This window comes from Microbacterium sp. NPDC058062 (genome assembly GCF_042885375.1).
Lineage (GTDB): Bacteria > Actinomycetota > Actinomycetes > Actinomycetales > Microbacteriaceae > Microbacterium > Microbacterium trichothecenolyticum_C.
Genome location: NZ_JBHVSC010000003.1, coordinates 183,919 through 201,290 on the forward strand (window position 1 = coordinate 183,919; position 17,372 = coordinate 201,290).

The following is a 17,372-nucleotide window of genomic DNA, read 5'->3' on the forward strand; positions in this document are numbered from 1 at the left end:
CACCCGAATGGATGCTGCGCCCTCAAGCCCGCGCGAATGCACGCCGGCCTGCGGCTTCAGGTGGCGCAACACGCGGAATCGACGTGCGAGCCCCGCGTGTTGCGGCCCCCGAATGGGCGCCGCCGCCTGCGCTACACCACCGCGGCGGCGGTGCGCCAGCCGCCGTGGTACTCCTGGCGGGCGGTCACGGCGTACGGCACCGGGCTGACCACGGCGCGCACTGCGAGCTGCTCGTGCGGCTCGACGGTGGTCTTGCGCGAGCCGCCGTCGGGCTCGCCCCACACCACGCGCACCTCGGCGCCGATCGGCACGTCGCGGTCGACGGTCGCGAGCGACAGGCCGCGCTTCTCGTTCGCGGTGACGCCTGTGAACAGCGACAGGCCGACGGTGTCGCCGTCGGCGTCGATCACGGCGTCGTAGTTCGACGAGCCGTAGTTCGCGTTCGGCAGATCGAAGAACTGGTACCCGGGACCTTCGCGGTCGATCACGCTCGTGAGCAGCTTGCTGAGGTCCTCGTCGTTCCACGCGAGGGTGACCTTCTTGCGCTGTGCCTCGGGGTCGACCTGCTCGAGGGCCTCGCGGCCGATGAAGTCGTGGTCGAACTTCACGAACGAGCCGTAGCCGAGGTCCCACGGGTTGAGGTAGTAATCCTCGATGTCGTCCGACACGAACGAGCCGGCGAGCGCGTTGATGGCCTCGTAGCTGTTCGCCGGCAGCCACTCGCGGTAGCGGCGCTCGATGTCGCCGCCGGTGTAGATCGCGGGCAGCGGCGAGGGGATCCAGCCCGACTCGAGCGTGTTCGACGAGTACGCGCGCGAGCCGCACGGCTCGAGGCCGAACTCGCGGCCCGCCTCGAGCACCGCGTCGCGGATGCGCCCGTGCTCGGAGTACGGGCCCCAGATCTCGAGGCCCGGCGCTCCGGCCATGCCGTGGCGGAGCGTGCGCACCCGCTGACCCGCGATCTCGAGCTCGCCCATGTGGAAGAACCGCACCTGCTCGACCTCGTGGCCGGCGAGCTTCTCGATGATGGGCCACGCGTTCGGGCCCTGGATCTGGAAGCGGTAGAACTCGCGCGTGACGGCCTCGCCGTAGGGACGCGACGGCGAACGGTCGTCGTAGCGGGTCTCGACGTCGTAGCCACCGGTCTCGGCGTGGAACTGCAGCCAGTTCGCCCCGGGCGCGCGGCCGACGTAGACGTACTCGTCCTCCGAGAGGTGGAAGAGGATGCCGTCGCCGATCACGCCGCCCGTCGACGAGGTCGGCACGAACTGCTTCGCCGTGTTCACCGGGAAGTTCGCGAACGAGTTGATGCCGGTGTCCGACAGGAGCTTGAGCGCATCGGGACCCGTCATGAAGAAATTCACCATGTGGTGGGTCTGGTCGTAGAGCACCGCAGTCTCGCGCCACGCCTTCTGCTCGCGCCGCCAGTTGGTGAACTCGGCCGGAACCACCGGGTAGATGTACGTGCCCAGCTGAGAGTTGCGGAGCATCTCGACGACGCTCCCCCGTTCGTCCATCAGCTGCTGCAGATTGCTCGCCATGCCTGTCTCGACTTCCTCGTCCAGTGGTTCGTTCCGGGTGACCTGACCGCGATGCTACGTGGCGGCTATACCTACGTCCAGAGGTATTTGGTCGCCACGATTGTAGACAATTTGTTGACCATTTCGCCACGGGTATGGTTCGCTGGCCCCATGACAGACACCGCCGTCGACACCCTCCTCGTCGTGAGCGCCCACGCGGGCGACTTCGTGTGGCGGGCGGGCGGAGCGATCGCGGCCGCCGCCCTCCGCGGCGAGCGCGCGGTGGTCGCGTGCCTGTCGTACGGCGAGCGCGGCGAGTCGGCGAGCCAGTGGTTGAACGGCAAGTCGCTGAACGAGATCAAGCGCATCCGGCGCGACGAGGCCGAGGCCGCAGCATCCGCTCTCGGTGCAGAGATCGAGTTCCTCGACCTCGGGGACTACCCCCTGGTCGAGTCGCGCGACGCCGTCTCGCGCCTGGTCGATCTGTACCGGCGGGTGCAGCCCACCGTCGTGCTCACGCACACCCTTCGCGATCCCTACAACGGCGACCACCCGGCGGCGGCGCGCATGGCGCTCGAGGCGCGCGTGCTCGCACAGGCGATCGGCGTCGCGAACTCGGACGGCAGCTACCCCGGCAAGGACGACATCATCGGCGCCCCGCCGGTGTTCTTCTTCGAGCCGCACCAGCCCGAGCAGTGCGACTTCACCCCCGACGTGCTCCTCGACATCACCGAGGCGTTCGGGCGCAAGCGCGCCGCGATGGAGTGCCTGCCCGCTCAGAAGCACATGTGGTCGTACTACACCGACCTCGCGGTCCGCCGCGGAGTGCAGCTCAAGCGCAACGCGGGCCCGAACCTCGGCCTTCACCACGAGACCATGGGCGAGGCCTACATGCGGCACTTCCCGCAGGTCACCTCGGTGCTGTCGTGAGCGGGGTACGTCCGTGATGAAGCCCGTCATCGTCACCGACATCGCGAGGACGGATGCTGCGACCACCCGCGCGCTCGGATCCCACGGCGTCGCGACGGTGCACGAGGCGATGGGCCGCACGGGACTCGTGGGTCCCGGCATCCGTCCCATCCAGCACGACGTGCGCATCGCCGGAACCGCCGTCACGGTGCTGAGCCACCCCGGCGACAACCTCATGATCCACGCCGCCATCGAGCAGTGCCGCGACGGGGACCTGCTGGTGGTCGCCACGACCTCGCCCTCGAGCGACGGGGCGTTCGGCGATCTCTTCGCCACGGCCCTCACAGCCCGGGGTGTGCGGGGACTCGTCACCACGACCGGCGTCCGCGACACCGCAGACCTGCGCGAGATGGGCTTCCCGGTGTGGTCGAGCGCGGTACACGCACAAGGCACCGTCAAGGCGACACCCGGCTCTGTCAACGTGCCGATCGTCGTCGCCGGTGCGACGGTGCGGCCGGGCGATGTGGTCATCGCCGACGACGACGGCGTGGTCGTCGTGCCGCGCGAGCGCGCCGCCGACGTCCTGTCGGCCGCCGACGCCCGCGTCGCGAAGGAGGCCGCTGACCGCGAAGCCTACGGGGCCGGCGCTGAACTGAGCCTCGACCGCAAGGGCCTTCGTCCCCTCCTCGCCGAGCTCGGCATCGAGTACGTCACGCAGGCTGAATACGAGGCGCGCGACCATGAGCGCGCCTGACCCGGTGCGCGACGGCGTCCGCTGCATGCTCATGCGCGGGGGCACGTCGAAGGGCGCGTACTTCCTCGCTTCCGACCTGCCGTCCGATCCTGGGCCGCGGGACGATCTGCTGCTGCGGATCATGGGCTCGCCCGACCCCCGCCAGATCGACGGCATCGGCGGCGCGCATCCGCTCACCAGCAAGGTCGCGGTCGTCTCGACGTCGGGCGCCGAGGGCATCGACGTCGACTACCTGTTCCTTCAGGTCGGCGTCGACACGGCGACGGTGGCCGACGCGCAGACGTGCGGCAACCTGCTCGCCGGCATCGGTCCGTTCGCCGTCGAGCGCGGCCTCGTCGCGGCGACGGGTGCCCGCACCACGGTGCGCATCCGGCTCCTCAACACCGGGGACACCGCGACCGCGGTCTTCACCACGGCCGACGGCCGCCCCGACTACGACGGCGATGCCGCCATCGACGGCGTCCCGGGCACGGCATCCGCCATCGAGCTCGAGGTCGGGGGCGACGACGACAAGCCCCTTCTCCCGACCGGCCATCCCGCCGACGACCTGGACGGCGTCACCGCGACCCTCATCGACAACGGCATGCCGGTCGTGCTCCTGCGCGCGGCCGACCTCGGCGTCGACGGCTCCGAGTCGCCCACGGCGCTCGAGGCCGATGCCGACCTCGCCGCGCGGGTCGAGCGGGTGCGGCTCGCCGCCGGTCCGCTCATGGGCCTCGGCGACGTGACGGCGCAGACGGTGCCGAAGATGATCCTGCTCTCGCCGCCGCGGGCGGGCGGCGCGATCTCGACCCGCGCCTTCATCCCGGCGCGCGTGCACACGGCGATCGGCGTGCTGATGGCAGCATCCGTCGCCGCCGCCCTCCGGATCCCCGGCGCGGTGGGGCACGAGATCGCGGGCCCCCTCGGCGAGGAGGACACCGCGATCGAGCACCCCAGCGGCACCTTCCCGTCGCGCGTGCGCGTCACACAGGACGATGCCGGCACCTGGCGCGCGACCTCCTTCTCGCTGCGCACCGCCCGCAAGCTCTTCGACGGCACGGTCTTTCCGAGGCCGCGCCGGTGAAACCCGTCAGAGAGGACGCCCCATGACCGCCGACACGTCGTTCGACGTCGCCCACCTCGCCCACGTCGAGCTGCTGACGCCCACCCCCGCCGAGAGCCGCTGGTTCTTCGAGGACCTGCTGGCGATGCGCGTCGTCGCGGAGGACGGCGACTCCGTGTACCTGCGCACGTGGGACGAGTACCAGCTCTACACGATCAAGCTGACGGCATCGGATGCTGCGGGCGTGGGTCGCACGTCGTTCCGGGCATCGTCTCCGCAGGCGCTGGAGCGGCGCGCCGCCGCGATCGAGGCGGCCGGGCTCGGCGTCGGGTGGACCGACGGCGACGTCGGCTGCGGACCGACGTACGAGTTCACCGACCCCGACGGTCACGCGATGTCGATCTTCTACGAGGCCGAGCGCTACCAGGCCGGCGACGACGACCGGCCGGCGCTGAAGAACCAGGCCTCCCGCTTCCCCGGCCGGGGCGTCAACGCGCGCCGCCTCGACCACATCAACTACCTCGCGAAGGACGTCGAGGCGAACGGCGCGTTCCTCCGCGACGCCCTCGGCATGCGCGAGTCCGAGCGCATCCGGCTCGACACCGGCAAGTTCGCGGCGTGGTGGTTCCACTTCTCACTGAAGTCGTACGACGTCGTCTACTCCGACGACTGGACCAAGCACGGCAACCGCCTGCACCACATCGCGTTCGCCCCCGACACGCGGGAAGACATCCTCAAGGCCGCCGACATCTTCCTCGAGAACGGCATCCACATCGAGTCGGGGCCCCACAAGCACGCGATCAACCAGACGTTCTTCCTCTACGTCTGGGAGCCCGGCGGCAACCGCATCGAGTTCGCGAACGCGGGCGCCCGCCTGCTGCTGGACCCCGACCAGCCCGTCGTGGAGTGGACCGAGGCCGAGCGCCGCAAGGGCCAGGCCTGGGGCATGAAGACGATCGAGACCTTCCACACCCACGGCACCCCCGTGGTGGAGTCCCCCGCCCACTGAGCGCGGCCGCACCCAGGGTGGCTCCCTCGGGTTTGGGAGCGACGGGTCAGCGCCAGACGTCGGCGGCGATGTCGACGACCTCGCGCACCTTGGCCCACTGCTCGTCCTCGGTGAGGACGTTGCCCTCCTCGGTCGAGGCGAAGCCGCACTGGGGGCTCAGGGCCAGCTGCTCGAGCGGAGCGAACGCCGCAGCCTCGTCGATGCGGTGCTTCACAGCATCCACGTTCTCCAGCTCGCCGCTCTTCGACGTGATGAGCCCGAGCACGACCGTCTTGTCGCCCTCCGGCAGGAACCGCAGCGGCTCGAAGCCGCCGGCGCGCTCGCTGTCGTACTCGAGGAAGTAGCCGTCGTACGCGGTGTTGCCGAGCAGCTGCTCGGCGACCGGCTCGTACCCGCCCGACGAGATCCACGTCGAGCGGAAGTTGCCGCGGCACACGTGCGTGGTGATCGTGAGGTCGTCGGGCTTGCCGTCGAGGATGCGGTTCAGGATGCCGGAGTAGCGCTCGGCGATGCCGTCGGTCTCGATACCGCGCTCGCGCGCCTTCTCGAGCTCGACCTCGGAGCAGAGGTACGCCCATGCGGTGTCGTCGAACTGCAGGTAGCGGGCACCGGCGTCGTAGAACGCGGCGACGGCGTCACGGTACGCCTGCACGAGGTCGTCGACGATGTCGTCGCGGCCGTCATAGCCCGAGCCCTCGAGGTGCCCCGGCTCGAGGCGGAAGTCGAGCACGGTGGGTGCCGGGATGCTGAACTTCGGCACCGCGCCGGTGGTGCGCTCGAGCAGGCTCTTGAGCGAGCGGAAGTGGTCGAGGAACGGGTGCGTGTCGCTGAAGCCGATCTTGCCCGAGATCTCGATGCCGCGCGGCTTGGTCTGCACGCCCTGGAACTGGATGCCGTGGTCGAGCTCGACGATCTCGACGCCGTCGAGCAGGCCGAAGAAGTCGAAGTGCCACCACGAGCGGCGGAACTCGCCGTCCGTCGCGAGCTTCAGGCCGGCATCGGCCTCGCGCACGACGAGCTCGGCGATCGCCGTCTCCTCTGCGACGCGCAGCGCATCGGCGTCGATCTGGCCGGAGGCGAACCGGCGACGGGCCTCGGCGAGCTCAGCGGGACGGAGGAAGCTGCCGACGATGTCGGCGCGGAACGGCGGTGTTGACACCCTCGCGAGCGTACCGGATGCCTTCCGCCATAGGTACTCTCCCGTCACCCGGCGTCATCACCGCCCACCCCGTGAGACGGCGCGGGTCAGAACACGTACTCCATCAGGTCGGTCCCCAGGATGCGGAACGCCTCGTGCGCGCGCAGGCGGTGCGAGATCGACAGGTCGTCGAAGCACACGATGAGCGCGTACGACACTCCCGCGCGGGGGCCCGCCAGCACGCCGGCCTCGACACGGATGCCCGCATCCCGGCCGGTCTTGTTGATGAAGAGCAGCCCGTGCTCGTCGTTCTCGTGCGAGAACGGGTCGAGTCCGGTGGCGGATGCCACGAGCGACAGGTCGTGGTTGAGGCTCAGCCACTCCGCCACCTGGGCGCTCACGCTCGGCGAGACGACCTGCGAGTTCACCAGCGCCGCGAACACCTCGGCGAGCTCGCGCGCGGAGCCGAGGGCGAAGTGCGGGGCGTCATCGGGCCCGCGCTCGTCGCGGAACCGGTCGAGCAGCGCCGAGCGGGCGAGCCCGAGATCCTCGATGCGGGCGCGCACGGCGGGCAGGCCCACTCGGCGCAGCAGCGCGTTGGCGGCGAGCGCGTCGCCGGTCGAGGCGGTGAGCACGGCGAGGTCGACGAGCGGCAGTGCGGGCGCCTTGAGGTGCTGCCACACTCCCCCGACCCCGACGGGCTCGATGTGCGCGCGATCGATGATCTCGAGCGGCTCGAGGCGCCCCGACTCGAACGCGGCGGCGACCTCGATGAGCAGCGGCACGACGCCGAGCCCGGCGACGGGCAGCGTCACGAAGTCGTCGCCCGACAGGACGGACGTCCCGCGGTCGAGGTCGGTGATGCGCACCGAGATCTTGGCCCCGGATGCGGCGAGATCGTCGAGCGCCTTCAGCGTCGACGTGAACGAACGACGACCGGCCGCTGCCCTCTTCGGCAGCCGCCGACCGGTGCTCCGTCGCGCCCCCCGCAGCGACTCGGCATCCTTTCTGGGCTCCATGCCCACGGAGTTTCCCTCCCCTTGACGTTGTTGCGGGGTGATCGGGCCGCACGCGGCCCGGCCGTCACCAGATGGTGACGCGCTGATCCTCGTCGAGCCAGAGAGCATCCGACTCGGTCACACCGAACGCATCGTAGAACGCGTCGATGTTGCGCACGATCTGGTTGCACCGGAACTCGTTGGGCGAGTGCGGGTCGATCGTGAGCAGACGGATGGTCTCAGCATCCCGTCCCTTCTGCTGCCAGATCTGTCCCCAGCTCAGCAGCAGTCGCTGGATGCCCGTGAAGCCGTCGAGCTCCGGGGCTTCGGCATCGCCCAGCGACAGGGCGTAGGCCTTGATCGCGATGCCAAGTCCGCCCAGGTCGCCGATGTTCTCGCCGATGGTGAGCGCGCCGTTGACGTTGTTGTCGTCGGCGAGCCCCTGCGGCACGAGGGCGTCGTACTGGGCGATGAGGTTCTTGGTGCGCTCCTCGAAGGCGGCGCGGTCGTCGTCGGTCCACCAGTCGCGCAGCGACCCGTCGCCGTCGAAGCGGCTGCCCTGGTCGTCGAAGCCGTGGCCGATCTCGTGGCCGATGACCGCGCCGATGCCGCCGTAGTTGGCGGCTGCGTCGCGCTCGACGTCGAAGAACGGGTACTGCAGGATCGCCGCCGGGAACACGATCTCGTTCATCAGCGGGTTGTAGTACGCGTTGACGGTCTGCGGCGTCATGAACCACTCGTCGCGGTCGATCGGCTGGCCCACCTTGGCGAGCTGGCGGTCGTGCTCCCACACGTGGGCGCGGCGGACGTTGCCGATGAGGTCGTCGCTCGCGATCTCGAGGGTGGAGTAGTCCTTCCACTTCACCGGGTACCCGATCTTCGGGGTGAACGCGTCGAGCTTCGCGAGCGCGCGCTCACGGGTCTCGGGGCTCATCCACTCGAGCTCGGCGATCGACTGGCGGTACGCCTCGATGAGGTTGGCCACCAGCTCGTCCATCGCCTCCTTGGCGGCGGGCGGGAAGTGGCGCTCGACGTAGACACGGCCGATGGCCTCGCCCATGGCGGCCTCGGTGAGGCTGACGCCGCGCTTCCAGCGCTCGCGGTTGACCGGGACGCCCGTCAGTTGCGTGCCGTAGAACCCGAAGTTCTCGGCGACGAACTCCTCCGACAGGAACGGGGCGCCGGAGTGCACGACGGCGAAGCGCAGCCACGCCTTCCAGTCCTCGAGACGGTCCTCGACGAGCAGGGCGCCGAGGCCCTCGAAGAAGCTCGGCTGGTAGACGTTGATCTCGGCGAACGCGTCGGCGTGGTCGGGGGCCGCGCCCTCGCGCCACGGCGTCAGGTCGACGCCGACGAGCTCCTGGACCTCGTCCCACGTCTTGAGGTTGTACGTCTTGACCGCGTCGCGGCTCGAGACGTTGTCCCAGTGGTGGGTGGCGAGTTCCGTCTCGATCGCGACGATGCGATCTGCGGATGCCTCGGCCTCGGCCACGCCCGCGAGCTCGAGGATGCGCTGCACGTGGGTGCGGAACGCGATGCGCGTCTCCTGGAAGTTGTCGAGGCGGTAGTAGCTCTCGTCCGGGAGCGACAGGCCGCCCTGGATGAAGAACGGGACGTAGCGCTCGGGGTTGCCCGGATCCGGCTCGAAGTAGAGGTGGATCAGCGCGGCGATGCCGTCGCGCTCGAACTCGCCGATCGTGCGCAGGAAACCGGGGATGTCTTCGATCGCCTCGACGCGGGCCAGCGAGTCCGCGAGGGGCGCGGCGCCCTGCGCCTCGATGCGCTCGGTGTCCATGAAGCTCGTGTAGAGGTCGCCGATCTTGCGGGCCTCGGTGCCGGGCTCGGCCTGCTGCGACTCCTCGATGATCGCGTGCACGTCCTTCTCGGCCTGCTCCGCGATGAGGTGGAACGAGCCCCACCGTGCCTTGTCCTCCGGGATCTCGGTCCGGTCGAGCCAGCTTCCGTTGACGTGGCGGAACAGGTCGTCCTGGGGGCGGATCTCGGCGCTGAGTTCCTCGAGCGCGAGACCGGAGCGGGGGGCATCGGTCATGCGTCCAGGGTAGTCGCCCGAAGCCTGGACAACTCTCGGGAGCGGCCGGATCGCCGCTCGTGACGACATTGTGATGAAGCATCCTGATCCTCAGTTGAGGAGCGTTGCCGAGCTGCGGATGCGACAGCGGGGATCGGCCCGCGTCTCGGCTCTCTTCCTCATCTGAGGAGCGATGGATGCTGCGCCCCGGCGTCGGCGCCCGGTCCTAGGCTTCTGGGGTGACGACCGACACTCTGAACCGCGACATCCTGCGGCTCGCGGTGCCGGCGCTCGGCGCCCTGATCGCCGAGCCGCTGTTCCTGATCGTCGACTCGGCACTCGTCGGCCATCTCGGCGTCGAGCCGCTCGCGGGGCTCGGCATCGCGTCCGCCGTGCTGCAGACGATCGTCGGGCTCATGGTGTTCCTCGCCTACTCGACGACGCCCGCCGTCGCGCGCCGGTTCGGCGCCGGCGACCCGTCCCGTGCGGTGTCGGTCGGCATCGACGGCATCTGGCTCGCGCTCGGCATCGGAGCGGTGCTCGCGCTCGTCGGCTACGTCGCGACGCCGCTGCTCGTCGGCCTGTTCGGCGCGACGCCCGAGGTCGCCCAGCAAGCCGAGATCTACCTCGGCATCTCGATGTGGGGCCTTCCCGCGATGCTCGTCGTGTTCGCCGCGACCGGTCTCCTCCGCGGCATGCAGGACACCGTCACGCCACTGTGGATCGCCGGACTCGGCTTCGCCGCGAACGCCCTGCTCAACTGGCTCTTCATCTACGGCTTCGGGTGGGGCATCGCGGGCTCCGCGATCGGCACCGTCGTCGCGCAGTGGGGCATGGTCGCCGCGTACGCGGTCGTCGTCGGACGGCTCGCGCGGCGGCACGAGGCATCCATCCGCCCTCAGCGCGAGGGGGTGCGCGGCTCCGCACGTTCCGGCGGCTGGCTGTTCCTGCGCACCGTGTCGCTGCGGTTCGCGCTGCTGGCGACGGTCGCCGTCGCGACCGGGCTCGGCACGGTCGAGCTCGCCGGCTGGCAGGTCGCCTTCACGATCTTCTCGACGGCCGCCTTCGCGCTCGACGCGCTCGCGATCGCCGCGCAGGCGCTCATCGGCAAGGGCCTCGGTGCCGAAGACAGGCCTCTCGTCCGCCGCGTGCTCGGCCGCACCGTCGCGTGGGGCGCGTGGTTCGGCGTGATCACGGGTGCGATCATCGGGGCGCTGTCGGGCGTCATCGGGCTGGCCTTCACCGGCGACGCCGGCATCGCGACCCTCGTCCAGCCCGCGCTCATCGTGCTCGCGATCGCCCAGCCGGTGTGCGGAGTCGTGTTCGTGCTCGACGGCGTGCTCATCGGCGCCGGGGACGCGAAGTACCTCGCGATCGTCGGGGTGCTGAACCTCGTGCCCTTCGTCCCCGCGCTCGCGCTCGTCGCGTGGCTGCATCCCGTCGGGGCGGCCGGGCTCGCGTGGCTCGCCGTCGCGTTCTTCGGCGTCTACATGCTCGCCCGGCTCGCCACCCTCGGCTGGCGCGTGCGCGGTTCGGCCTGGCTGTCCGTCGAGGCCTGACGACAGGTTCCGCGCACCGAGGTATCACCCCCGCCGCCGACGGCTCCTGAGTCACATGGCGTCCATCCGCGGCCGCCGGAAGGAGCCTCCCGTGTCCGGCACCGGAACATTCGCGTTCACCGTCCACCCTCGTGCGCGTCTGCGCGAGGACCTCGCTCGCGCATGGCGGCCGCTGAGACTGGTGCCGGAGTCCGTCTACGACGCCGCCCTGCGGCGCCTGCCGCTGCCGCCGATCACGATGGCCGGCGCGCAGATCGGCGGCGAGCGCGTCGGTCACGTCGTGCTGGTCCCCTTCGGCGCGCGCCATCTGCTCTCCGACATCGAGGGCGGCCGGCGGCGCGTGACCCGCGCGGTCGACCGTGCCGCGGCACTCGGCGCAGACGTCGTGGGACTCGGCGCGCTGACCGCGACGGTGACGGCCGGCGGAGCCACCCTGCGCGGACGCTCCGACATCGGGGTGACGAACGGCAACGCGTTCACGGCGGCGATCGTAGAGGACCAGATCCGGATGCTGCTCCCCCACGTCTCGGCGCGTGTCACACGTCCGCACATCGCGATCGTGGGCGCAAGCGGCAGCGTGGGCAGCGCGGTCACCACGCTGCTCGCCCGCGACCCCGCCGAGGCACGGCTGACGCTGATCGCCCGCACCGCACCGCGCCTGGAGGCGCTCGCGGCGTCGGTCGCCGGCGACGTCGACGTGACGGTCGCGCTGTCGATCGATGCCGTCCAGGGCGCCGACCTGGTCGTGCTCCTCACGGCCTCGGCCGACACGATCCTCGGCCCCGACCACCTCGCACCCGGCGCGGTCGTGCTCGACGCGACCCAGCCGCGCAACACGTCGCCCGCCCTCGCCACTGCGCGGCCCGACGTGCTCGTCGTCGATGGCGGCATCGTCTCGATCCCGAGCCTGCGGCTCACGGGCGGCGAGATCGGGCTGCCCGACGGCCGCTCCTACGCCTGCTTCGCCGAGACGGCGATCCTCGCCCTCACCGGCCATCGCGGACACTTCTCGATCGGCAACCCCACCCTCGAGCAGATCGACGACATCCGCGCTCGGGCTGCCGACCTCGCACACCTCGGCTTCCGCATGGCCGCCCCGACGAGCTTCGGCGCACCGGTGGTGCTCGAGCGACGCACGAAGGTGATCGCATGACCCGCGTGGTGCTGCTGGGCGGGGGCTATGTCACCCTCCACACCTACGCGACCCTCGCGCGCCGGGCCGGGCGGCGACTGCGGCGAGGCGACCTCGAGATCGTGGTCATCTCGGCCGACACGGCGCACCGCTTCCACGGCTTCACCGGCGAGCTGCTGGCGGGGATGATCGACCGCGACCGCGTGGCCACGCCGCTGGCCGAGGCGATGCCGCTCGCGCGCATCATCGAGGGTCGCGCGGTGCGCATCGACGCCGCGGGCCGGTCGTTGTCGTACCGACGCCACGACGACGGCGACGTCGAGACGCTGACCTACGACCACCTCGTCGTCGGCACCGGAGCGAGGGAGCCGGTCGCCGAGGTCCCCGGGCTCGCCGAGCACGGCTACGCGCTGCGCGGCCCGGACGAGATCGCCGACCTCGCGGACCATCTCGCGACTGTGCCCGGATCGCCGGTCGTCGTCGCCGGCGGCGGGATCGCGGGCGCCGAGCTCGCGGCGGCCATCGCCGATCGCGGACACCCCGTCACCCTCGTGCACTCCCGCGCTCACCTCGTCGGCGAGTGGTCCGATCAGCCACGACTGGCGGCCCGCGCCGCGCGGGAACTCGAACGGCTCGGGGTGCGGGTGGTGACCGGCGTTCGGCTCACCGAGGTCACGCCGACCGCGGCGCAGCTCTCCGACGGCACGTCGCTCGCGACGGCGACGGTCGTCGCCACGACCGGCCAGCGTCCCGTGCGCATCCCCGGGCTCGACCCCTGGCGCGACGAACGCGGTCGCCTGCGCACGCAGCCGACGCTCGCGGTCCGGTACGGCGTGTGGGCGGCGGGCGACGGCGCGCGGGTCGAGCATCCGGTCACGGGCGAGCCCGTGCCCGCCAACGCACTGTGGGCTATGAAGGGCGGCGACCACATCGGCCGCGCGATCGCAGGGCGACTGCGCGGACGGACGGCAGGGCGCTTCACCTACCGCGGGCTCGGACGCGCGGCCTCGTTCGGCTTCGGCCACGGCATCTCGGAGCTCTACGGGGTGCCGTTCACCGGGACCCTCGCGTGGATCCTGCGCCTCGGATTCTTCCTCCGCTTCATGCCGTCGCGTTCGCGGGCAGCGGGCGTCGTGGCGGACCTCTCGCGCTTCGCGCTCGCGCCGCGTCGGCGCGCCGCTTCGAATGCGCCTCAGCCTGTCACCGGGCTGACGACGTCTCCCGCCTGACCGTTCCGACTCGCAAGCTCGCTCAACGACCGGTGGACGCCCAGCGGCGGCACCACTCGTACATGACGACGGCCGCGGCGGCGCTCGCGTTGATCGAGCGGGTCGAGCCGTACTGCTCGATCTGGACGGTTCCGGATGCTGCCGCCAGCGCCTCCGGCGACAGCCCGGGTCCTTCCTGGCCGAACAGCAGCACGCACGCCTCGGGCAGATCGGCGGCCGGCAGGGGCAGCGAGCCCTCGACGTTGTCGATCGCGATGACGGGCAGGGACGCGGCATCCGCCCACGCGGTGAACGACTCGACGGTCTCGTGATGACGCACGTGCTGGTAGCGGTCGGTCACCATGGCTCCGCGGCGGTTCCAGCGGCGCTTGCCGATGATGTGCACCTCGGCGGCGAGGAACGCGTTGGCGCTGCGCACGATCGAGCCGATGTTCATGTCGTGCTGCCAGTTCTCGATCGCGACGTGGAACGCGTGGCGGCGCGTGTCGAGGTCGGCGACGATGGCGTCCATCGTCCAGTACCGGTAGGGGTCGACGACGTTGCGGGCGTCGCCGTTCGCGAGCAGCTCGCGGTCGTAGCGCGGGTCGTCGGGCCACGCGTCCGGACCCCCAGGCCACGGCCCCACGCCGACCGGCAGCGTCGGCTCGGCGGGCTCGGCGGGCTCGGCGGCGCTCGGGTCGGGCGGGTTCACCGGCCCAGGCTATCCGCCGCGACGCGCACCCGGCGATCGGGCGATCAGGGGTGCGGCGTCTGATGCCACTGGCTGCGGCGCGTGTCCGCGAGCGACGCCCGCCACGCGCGGTGGCTCGGGCGCGAGCCCCGGCGCTCCCGCAGGCCTTCCATCGCGCGATGGATCGCCGCGACCAACTTCGTCGTCATCTGTACCGCCTGCTCTCGGGATATGTCGAGTCAGGCATATCGCCGATCGCCCCGGAGCGACTGGGGGTTGACAGGCCGTCACGGACGTGCCGACAGCCGTCCGGCTGCGCACCACGGCTGCCCCACCTCGAAACAGAGGATTCTCGCCGAGACCCAGGACCGCGTCCCCGGTCTCAGCCGAGTTCCCTTGTCTCGCCGACCGACGGCGCGACCGCGCTCTTTTCGGCATACCGAAAACAAGGTACGTTTTCGGTATGCCGAAAACTGCCGAGGACGTCAGCGCCCCGACGCCGCTCCCGAGCCGGCGCCTGTCGATGCCGCGCCTCGCGTGGCTGATCGGCCCGGCGCTCGTCGCGGGGGTCGCGTACCTCGACCCCGGCAACGTCGCGAGCAACATGACGGCGGGCGCCCGGTACGGGTACCTGCTGGTGTGGGTCGTGGTGCTCGGCAACGTGATGGCCTGGCTCATCCAGTACCTGTCGGCCAAGCTCGGCATCGTCACCGGCCGCAGCCTGCCCGAGACCCTCGGCCGCCGCATCGGCAACCGCTGGGGCCGCCGCGCGTACTGGCTGCAGGCCGAGCTCGTCGCGATGGCGACCGACATCGCCGAGGTGATCGGCGGCGCCGTCGCGCTCAACCTCCTGTTCGGCGTCCCGCTGCTGTGGGGTGGCGCGATCACCGGCGCGGTGTCGATCGCGCTCCTGCTCATCCAGTCGCGGCGGGGTCCGCGCACGTTCGAGTTCGTCGTGATCGGCCTGCTCGCCATCATCGCGATCGGCTTCTCGTTCGGCGTGTTCGTCGCCCCGCCCGACGGCGCGAGCGTGGTGGCAGGCCTCGTGCCCCGCTTCGAGGGCACCGACTCGGTGCTGCTGGCGGCCTCGATCCTCGGCGCCACGATCATGCCGCACGCCATCTACGCGCACAGCGCCCTGGCCCGTGACCGCTTCGCCCCGACACCGGCGACGGCCGGCGCGGCCCTCGGCGGCGACCGACTGATGCCGCGCGGCTCCCGCGCTGCCGACGCCCCGATCGGCGCCCCGGCAGACCCGACGCTGGCCGAGCTGCGCGGCATCCCCACCCCCCGCCTGCTGCGCGCGACGAAGTGGGACGTCACGATCGCGATGCTCATCGCGGGCACGGTGAACCTCTGCATCCTGCTGCTCGCGGCGGCGAATCTGGCCGGCGTCCCCGGCACCGACTCGCTCGAGGGCGCGTACGCCGCACTGTACGCGGGGCTCGGGCCGCTCGTCGCGACGCTGTTCGCGGTGGGACTGCTCGCCAGCGGCCTCGCCAGCACGTCGGTCGGCGCGTACGCCGGCGCCGAGATCATGCACGGCCTCCTGCACATCCGCGTGCCGCTGCTCGCCCGCCGGCTGGTCACGCTGATCCCGGCACTCGCGATCCTCGCGATCGGCTTCGACCCGACGGTCGCCCTCGTGCTGAGCCAGGTGGTGCTGTCGTTCGGCATCCCGTTCGCGCTCATCCCCCTGGTCGCGCTCACCGCGAACCGCGAGGTGCTCGGCGGGTACCGCAACCGGGTGTGGACGACGATCGCGGGGATCGCAGCATCCGTGTTCCTCATCGCCCTCAACGGCGTGCTGCTGTACCTGGTGCTGACGGGCGCGTGAAAGGCCGCCCGGTACCCTGAAACCGTGGCCTCCCCTGCGATCGACGACTACCTGAAGACGATCTACCACCACACCGAGTGGCAGGACGACCGCATCACGCCGTCGCAGCTGGCCGGCGAGCTCGGCCTCGCGCCGTCGAGCGTCACCGAGATGGTGCAGAAGCTCGCCGCCCAGGGTCTCGTCACGCATCGCCCGTACGGTCCGATCGCGCTGTCGGAGGAGGGCGAGCGCCGCGCGGCGGCGATCATCCGCCGGCACCGGCTGATCGAGACGTGGCTCGTCAGCGAGTTCGGCTACGCGTGGGACGAGGTGCACGACGAGGCCGAGGTGCTCGAGCACGCGATCAGCGACCGGCTGCTCGAGGGCATCGACGAGCGGCTCGGGCGCCCGCGCTTCGACCCGCACGGCGATGCGATCCCGGATGCCGCGGGCCACGTGCACCGCGAACCCTTCGTGCTGCTCGCCGCAGCGCCCGTCGGACACGTGGGCCGGGTGCTCCGTGTGAGCGACCGTGACCCCGAACTGCTCCGGGCCGTCGAGTCGGCCGGCGTGGCCGTCGGCACGACCGTGACGGTGACGGATGCTGCGGCCCTCCGCATCGGCACCGCGTCGGTGTCTCTTCCCGACGCCGCGGGCGACGCCGTCTGGCTCAGCGCCTGAGGCGCTTCCCCTTCCTCGAGTCGCCACAACACGCCGGGTGGCGAACCCGGCCCACGGCGTGTCGTGGCGACTCGGGAGGACTCCGGACCGGGCGGGGGCCGGTCAAAAGAAGATCACACCTGCGAGGTAGCTGACGCCCATCGTGCCGAGGCCGACCGCGAGGCTGCGGATCAGCATGCGCAGCGCCGACAGGCGGCCGACGCCCGCCGCCACCAGCGACGTCAGCGCGAGCGACACGACGACCGCGACGATGATCGCCCACGTCTCGATCGCGACGGGGGCGTAGTAGGTGATGAGCACGGGGATCGCCGCGCCGATCATGAAGGCGATGGCGGTCTCGAGCCCGGCCCACCAGGGCGCCGAGCGGTGCGTGATCTCCTCGAGCCCATGCTCCGCGTCGAGCTGGGCGCCGAGCGCGTCGCGCGCCGTGAGCTGCTGCGCGACCTCGAGCGCGAGGTCAGGCGCGAGCCCGCGCGACTCCCAGTGGGCCGCGAGCGTCGCGAGCTCCCCCGCCGGGTCCCGCTGGAGCTCCTCCTGCTCCCGCGCGGCGATCTCGAGCTCGGACTCGCGCTCTGCCGCGACCTCGGCCCACTTCGCGCCGCCGGCGCTCAGTCCGCCGGCGATCATCGCGGCGATCGCGGTGAACAGCAGCAGGCGGTCGCCGGCACCGGCACCCGCGAAACCCTGAAGCAGACCCGCGGTCGCGATGATCCCGTCGTTCGCGTCGATCGCCCACGAGGTCTCGCGCACGCGCGCGACGAAGTGCGACCACAGCGACGGGGCGACCTCGGCCATGCGACCTCCCGCGGTCAGTCTGACAGCCGGGGTCGCGGCATCCGTGTCCCGACACAGAATCGGAGATTCACGACGACACGCCGGGGAG

The 17,372-nt window shown here is 71.2% G+C and carries 16 protein-coding genes; 9 read left to right on the forward strand and 7 right to left on the reverse strand.

All coding sequences use genetic code 11. The annotated features are described in order from the left end of the window. Positions 1 to 131: 131 nt before the first annotated feature. The gene (locus ACFVSU_RS10065) at positions 132 to 1,541 is read right to left on the reverse strand and encodes an aminomethyl transferase family protein (protein WP_387141787.1); all 1,410 of its coding nucleotides are present in this window, start codon (positions 1,539 to 1,541) and stop codon (positions 132 to 134) included. 150 nt (positions 1,542 to 1,691) lie between these two features. On the opposite strand from ACFVSU_RS10065, the gene ACFVSU_RS10070 reads away from it, so the two are divergent. Genes ACFVSU_RS10070 through ACFVSU_RS10085 form a run of 4 tightly spaced genes read left to right on the forward strand, consistent with a single transcriptional unit; the run spans position 1,692 to position 5,237 of the window. Next, positions 1,692 to 2,450, forward strand: coding sequence for a PIG-L deacetylase family protein (locus ACFVSU_RS10070; RefSeq protein ID WP_387141790.1), 759 nt, complete (start codon positions 1,692 to 1,694; stop codon positions 2,448 to 2,450). 16 nt (positions 2,451 to 2,466) lie between these two features. Further along, on the forward strand, positions 2,467 to 3,183 hold the full coding sequence (locus tag ACFVSU_RS10075) for a 4-carboxy-4-hydroxy-2-oxoadipate aldolase/oxaloacetate decarboxylase (RefSeq protein ID WP_387143469.1): 717 nt from the start codon (positions 2,467 to 2,469) through the stop codon (positions 3,181 to 3,183). Next, positions 3,170 to 4,249, forward strand: a complete 1,080-nt coding sequence (locus tag ACFVSU_RS10080; protein WP_387141793.1) for a 4-oxalomesaconate tautomerase — start codon at positions 3,170 to 3,172, stop codon at positions 4,247 to 4,249. Before ACFVSU_RS10075 ends, ACFVSU_RS10080 begins: the two co-directional genes overlap by 14 nt. Before the next feature lie 22 nt (positions 4,250 to 4,271). Continuing rightward, on the forward strand, positions 4,272 to 5,237 hold the full coding sequence (locus ACFVSU_RS10085; RefSeq protein ID WP_387141795.1) for a VOC family protein: 966 nt from the start codon (positions 4,272 to 4,274) through the stop codon (positions 5,235 to 5,237). A 46-nt stretch (positions 5,238 to 5,283) separates the two neighbouring features. Here the strand turns inward: ACFVSU_RS10085 and ACFVSU_RS10090 are convergent, their stop codons facing one another. The 3 genes from ACFVSU_RS10090 to ACFVSU_RS10100 form a co-directional block, all read right to left on the reverse strand. Further along, positions 5,284 to 6,396, reverse strand: a complete 1,113-nt coding sequence (locus tag ACFVSU_RS10090) for a 5-methyltetrahydropteroyltriglutamate--homocysteine S-methyltransferase (protein ID WP_310243758.1) — start codon at positions 6,394 to 6,396, stop codon at positions 5,284 to 5,286. Positions 6,397 to 6,482: 86 nt separating this feature from the next. Continuing rightward, a complete protein-coding gene (locus tag ACFVSU_RS10095; protein ID WP_378904830.1) occupies positions 6,483 to 7,394 on the reverse strand; it encodes a serine hydrolase in 912 nt (303 codons plus the stop codon). A gap of 64 nt (positions 7,395 to 7,458) precedes the next feature. Further along, positions 7,459 to 9,423, reverse strand: coding sequence for a M13 family metallopeptidase (locus tag ACFVSU_RS10100; protein ID WP_387141801.1), 1,965 nt, complete (start codon positions 9,421 to 9,423; stop codon positions 7,459 to 7,461). A gap of 218 nt (positions 9,424 to 9,641) precedes the next feature. On the opposite strand from ACFVSU_RS10100, the gene ACFVSU_RS10105 reads away from it, so the two are divergent. From ACFVSU_RS10105 to ACFVSU_RS10115, 3 genes are all read left to right on the forward strand, one after another. Next, the gene (locus ACFVSU_RS10105) at positions 9,642 to 10,961 is read left to right on the forward strand and encodes an MATE family efflux transporter (RefSeq protein WP_387141804.1); all 1,320 of its coding nucleotides are present in this window, start codon (positions 9,642 to 9,644) and stop codon (positions 10,959 to 10,961) included. 91 nt (positions 10,962 to 11,052) lie between these two features. Then, a complete protein-coding gene (locus ACFVSU_RS10110; RefSeq protein WP_387141807.1) occupies positions 11,053 to 12,114 on the forward strand; it encodes a semialdehyde dehydrogenase in 1,062 nt (353 codons plus the stop codon). Beyond that, positions 12,111 to 13,322, forward strand: a complete 1,212-nt coding sequence (locus ACFVSU_RS10115; RefSeq protein WP_387141810.1) for an NAD(P)/FAD-dependent oxidoreductase — start codon at positions 12,111 to 12,113, stop codon at positions 13,320 to 13,322. Before ACFVSU_RS10110 ends, ACFVSU_RS10115 begins: the two co-directional genes overlap by 4 nt. Before the next feature lie 22 nt (positions 13,323 to 13,344). Here the strand turns inward: ACFVSU_RS10115 and ACFVSU_RS10120 are convergent, their stop codons facing one another. Continuing rightward, complete coding sequence (locus tag ACFVSU_RS10120; RefSeq protein ID WP_387141813.1) at positions 13,345 to 14,013, reverse strand: TrmH family RNA methyltransferase; 669 nt, start codon at positions 14,011 to 14,013, stop codon at positions 13,345 to 13,347. Positions 14,014 to 14,057: 44 nt separating this feature from the next. Then, positions 14,058 to 14,201: a hypothetical protein gene (locus ACFVSU_RS10125; RefSeq protein ID WP_387141816.1), complete on the reverse strand. Its 144-nt coding sequence runs from the start codon at positions 14,199 to 14,201 to the stop codon at positions 14,058 to 14,060. A 254-nt stretch (positions 14,202 to 14,455) separates the two neighbouring features. Here ACFVSU_RS10125 and ACFVSU_RS10130 point away from each other — a divergent pair, with 254 nt between their 5' ends. Next, positions 14,456 to 15,829, forward strand: a complete 1,374-nt coding sequence (locus ACFVSU_RS10130) for an Nramp family divalent metal transporter (protein ID WP_387141819.1) — start codon at positions 14,456 to 14,458, stop codon at positions 15,827 to 15,829. Between the two features lie 24 nt (positions 15,830 to 15,853). Next, positions 15,854 to 16,489, forward strand: a complete 636-nt coding sequence (locus ACFVSU_RS10135) for a metal-dependent transcriptional regulator (protein ID WP_387141822.1) — start codon at positions 15,854 to 15,856, stop codon at positions 16,487 to 16,489. Between the two features lie 102 nt (positions 16,490 to 16,591). On the opposite strand, the gene ACFVSU_RS10140 is transcribed toward ACFVSU_RS10135, so the two are convergent. Continuing rightward, on the reverse strand, positions 16,592 to 17,284 hold the full coding sequence (locus ACFVSU_RS10140) for a VIT1/CCC1 transporter family protein (RefSeq protein WP_387141825.1): 693 nt from the start codon (positions 17,282 to 17,284) through the stop codon (positions 16,592 to 16,594). Positions 17,285 to 17,372 lie beyond the last annotated feature (88 nt).

Coding starts and splice junctions, on each gene's coding strand:
- ACFVSU_RS10140 (WP_387141825.1), bottom strand. CDS start 17,284: ATGGCCGAGGTCGCCCCGTCGCTGTGGTCGCACTTCGTCGCGCGCGTG.
- ACFVSU_RS10075 (WP_387143469.1), top strand. CDS start 2,467: ATGAAGCCCGTCATCGTCACCGACATCGCGAGGACGGATGCTGCGACC.
- ACFVSU_RS10100 (WP_387141801.1), bottom strand. CDS start 9,423: ATGACCGATGCCCCCCGCTCCGGTCTCGCGCTCGAGGAACTCAGCGCC.
- ACFVSU_RS10065 (WP_387141787.1), bottom strand. CDS start 1,541: ATGGCGAGCAATCTGCAGCAGCTGATGGACGAACGGGGGAGCGTCGTC.
- ACFVSU_RS10125 (WP_387141816.1), bottom strand. CDS start 14,201: ATGACGACGAAGTTGGTCGCGGCGATCCATCGCGCGATGGAAGGCCTG.
- ACFVSU_RS10115 (WP_387141810.1), top strand. CDS start 12,111: ATGACCCGCGTGGTGCTGCTGGGCGGGGGCTATGTCACCCTCCACACC.
- ACFVSU_RS10085 (WP_387141795.1), top strand. CDS start 4,272: ATGACCGCCGACACGTCGTTCGACGTCGCCCACCTCGCCCACGTCGAG.
- ACFVSU_RS10080 (WP_387141793.1), top strand. CDS start 3,170: ATGAGCGCGCCTGACCCGGTGCGCGACGGCGTCCGCTGCATGCTCATG.
- ACFVSU_RS10095 (WP_378904830.1), bottom strand. CDS start 7,394: ATGGAGCCCAGAAAGGATGCCGAGTCGCTGCGGGGGGCGCGACGGAGC.
- ACFVSU_RS10130 (WP_387141819.1), top strand. CDS start 14,456: ATGCCGAAAACTGCCGAGGACGTCAGCGCCCCGACGCCGCTCCCGAGC.
- ACFVSU_RS10070 (WP_387141790.1), top strand. CDS start 1,692: ATGACAGACACCGCCGTCGACACCCTCCTCGTCGTGAGCGCCCACGCG.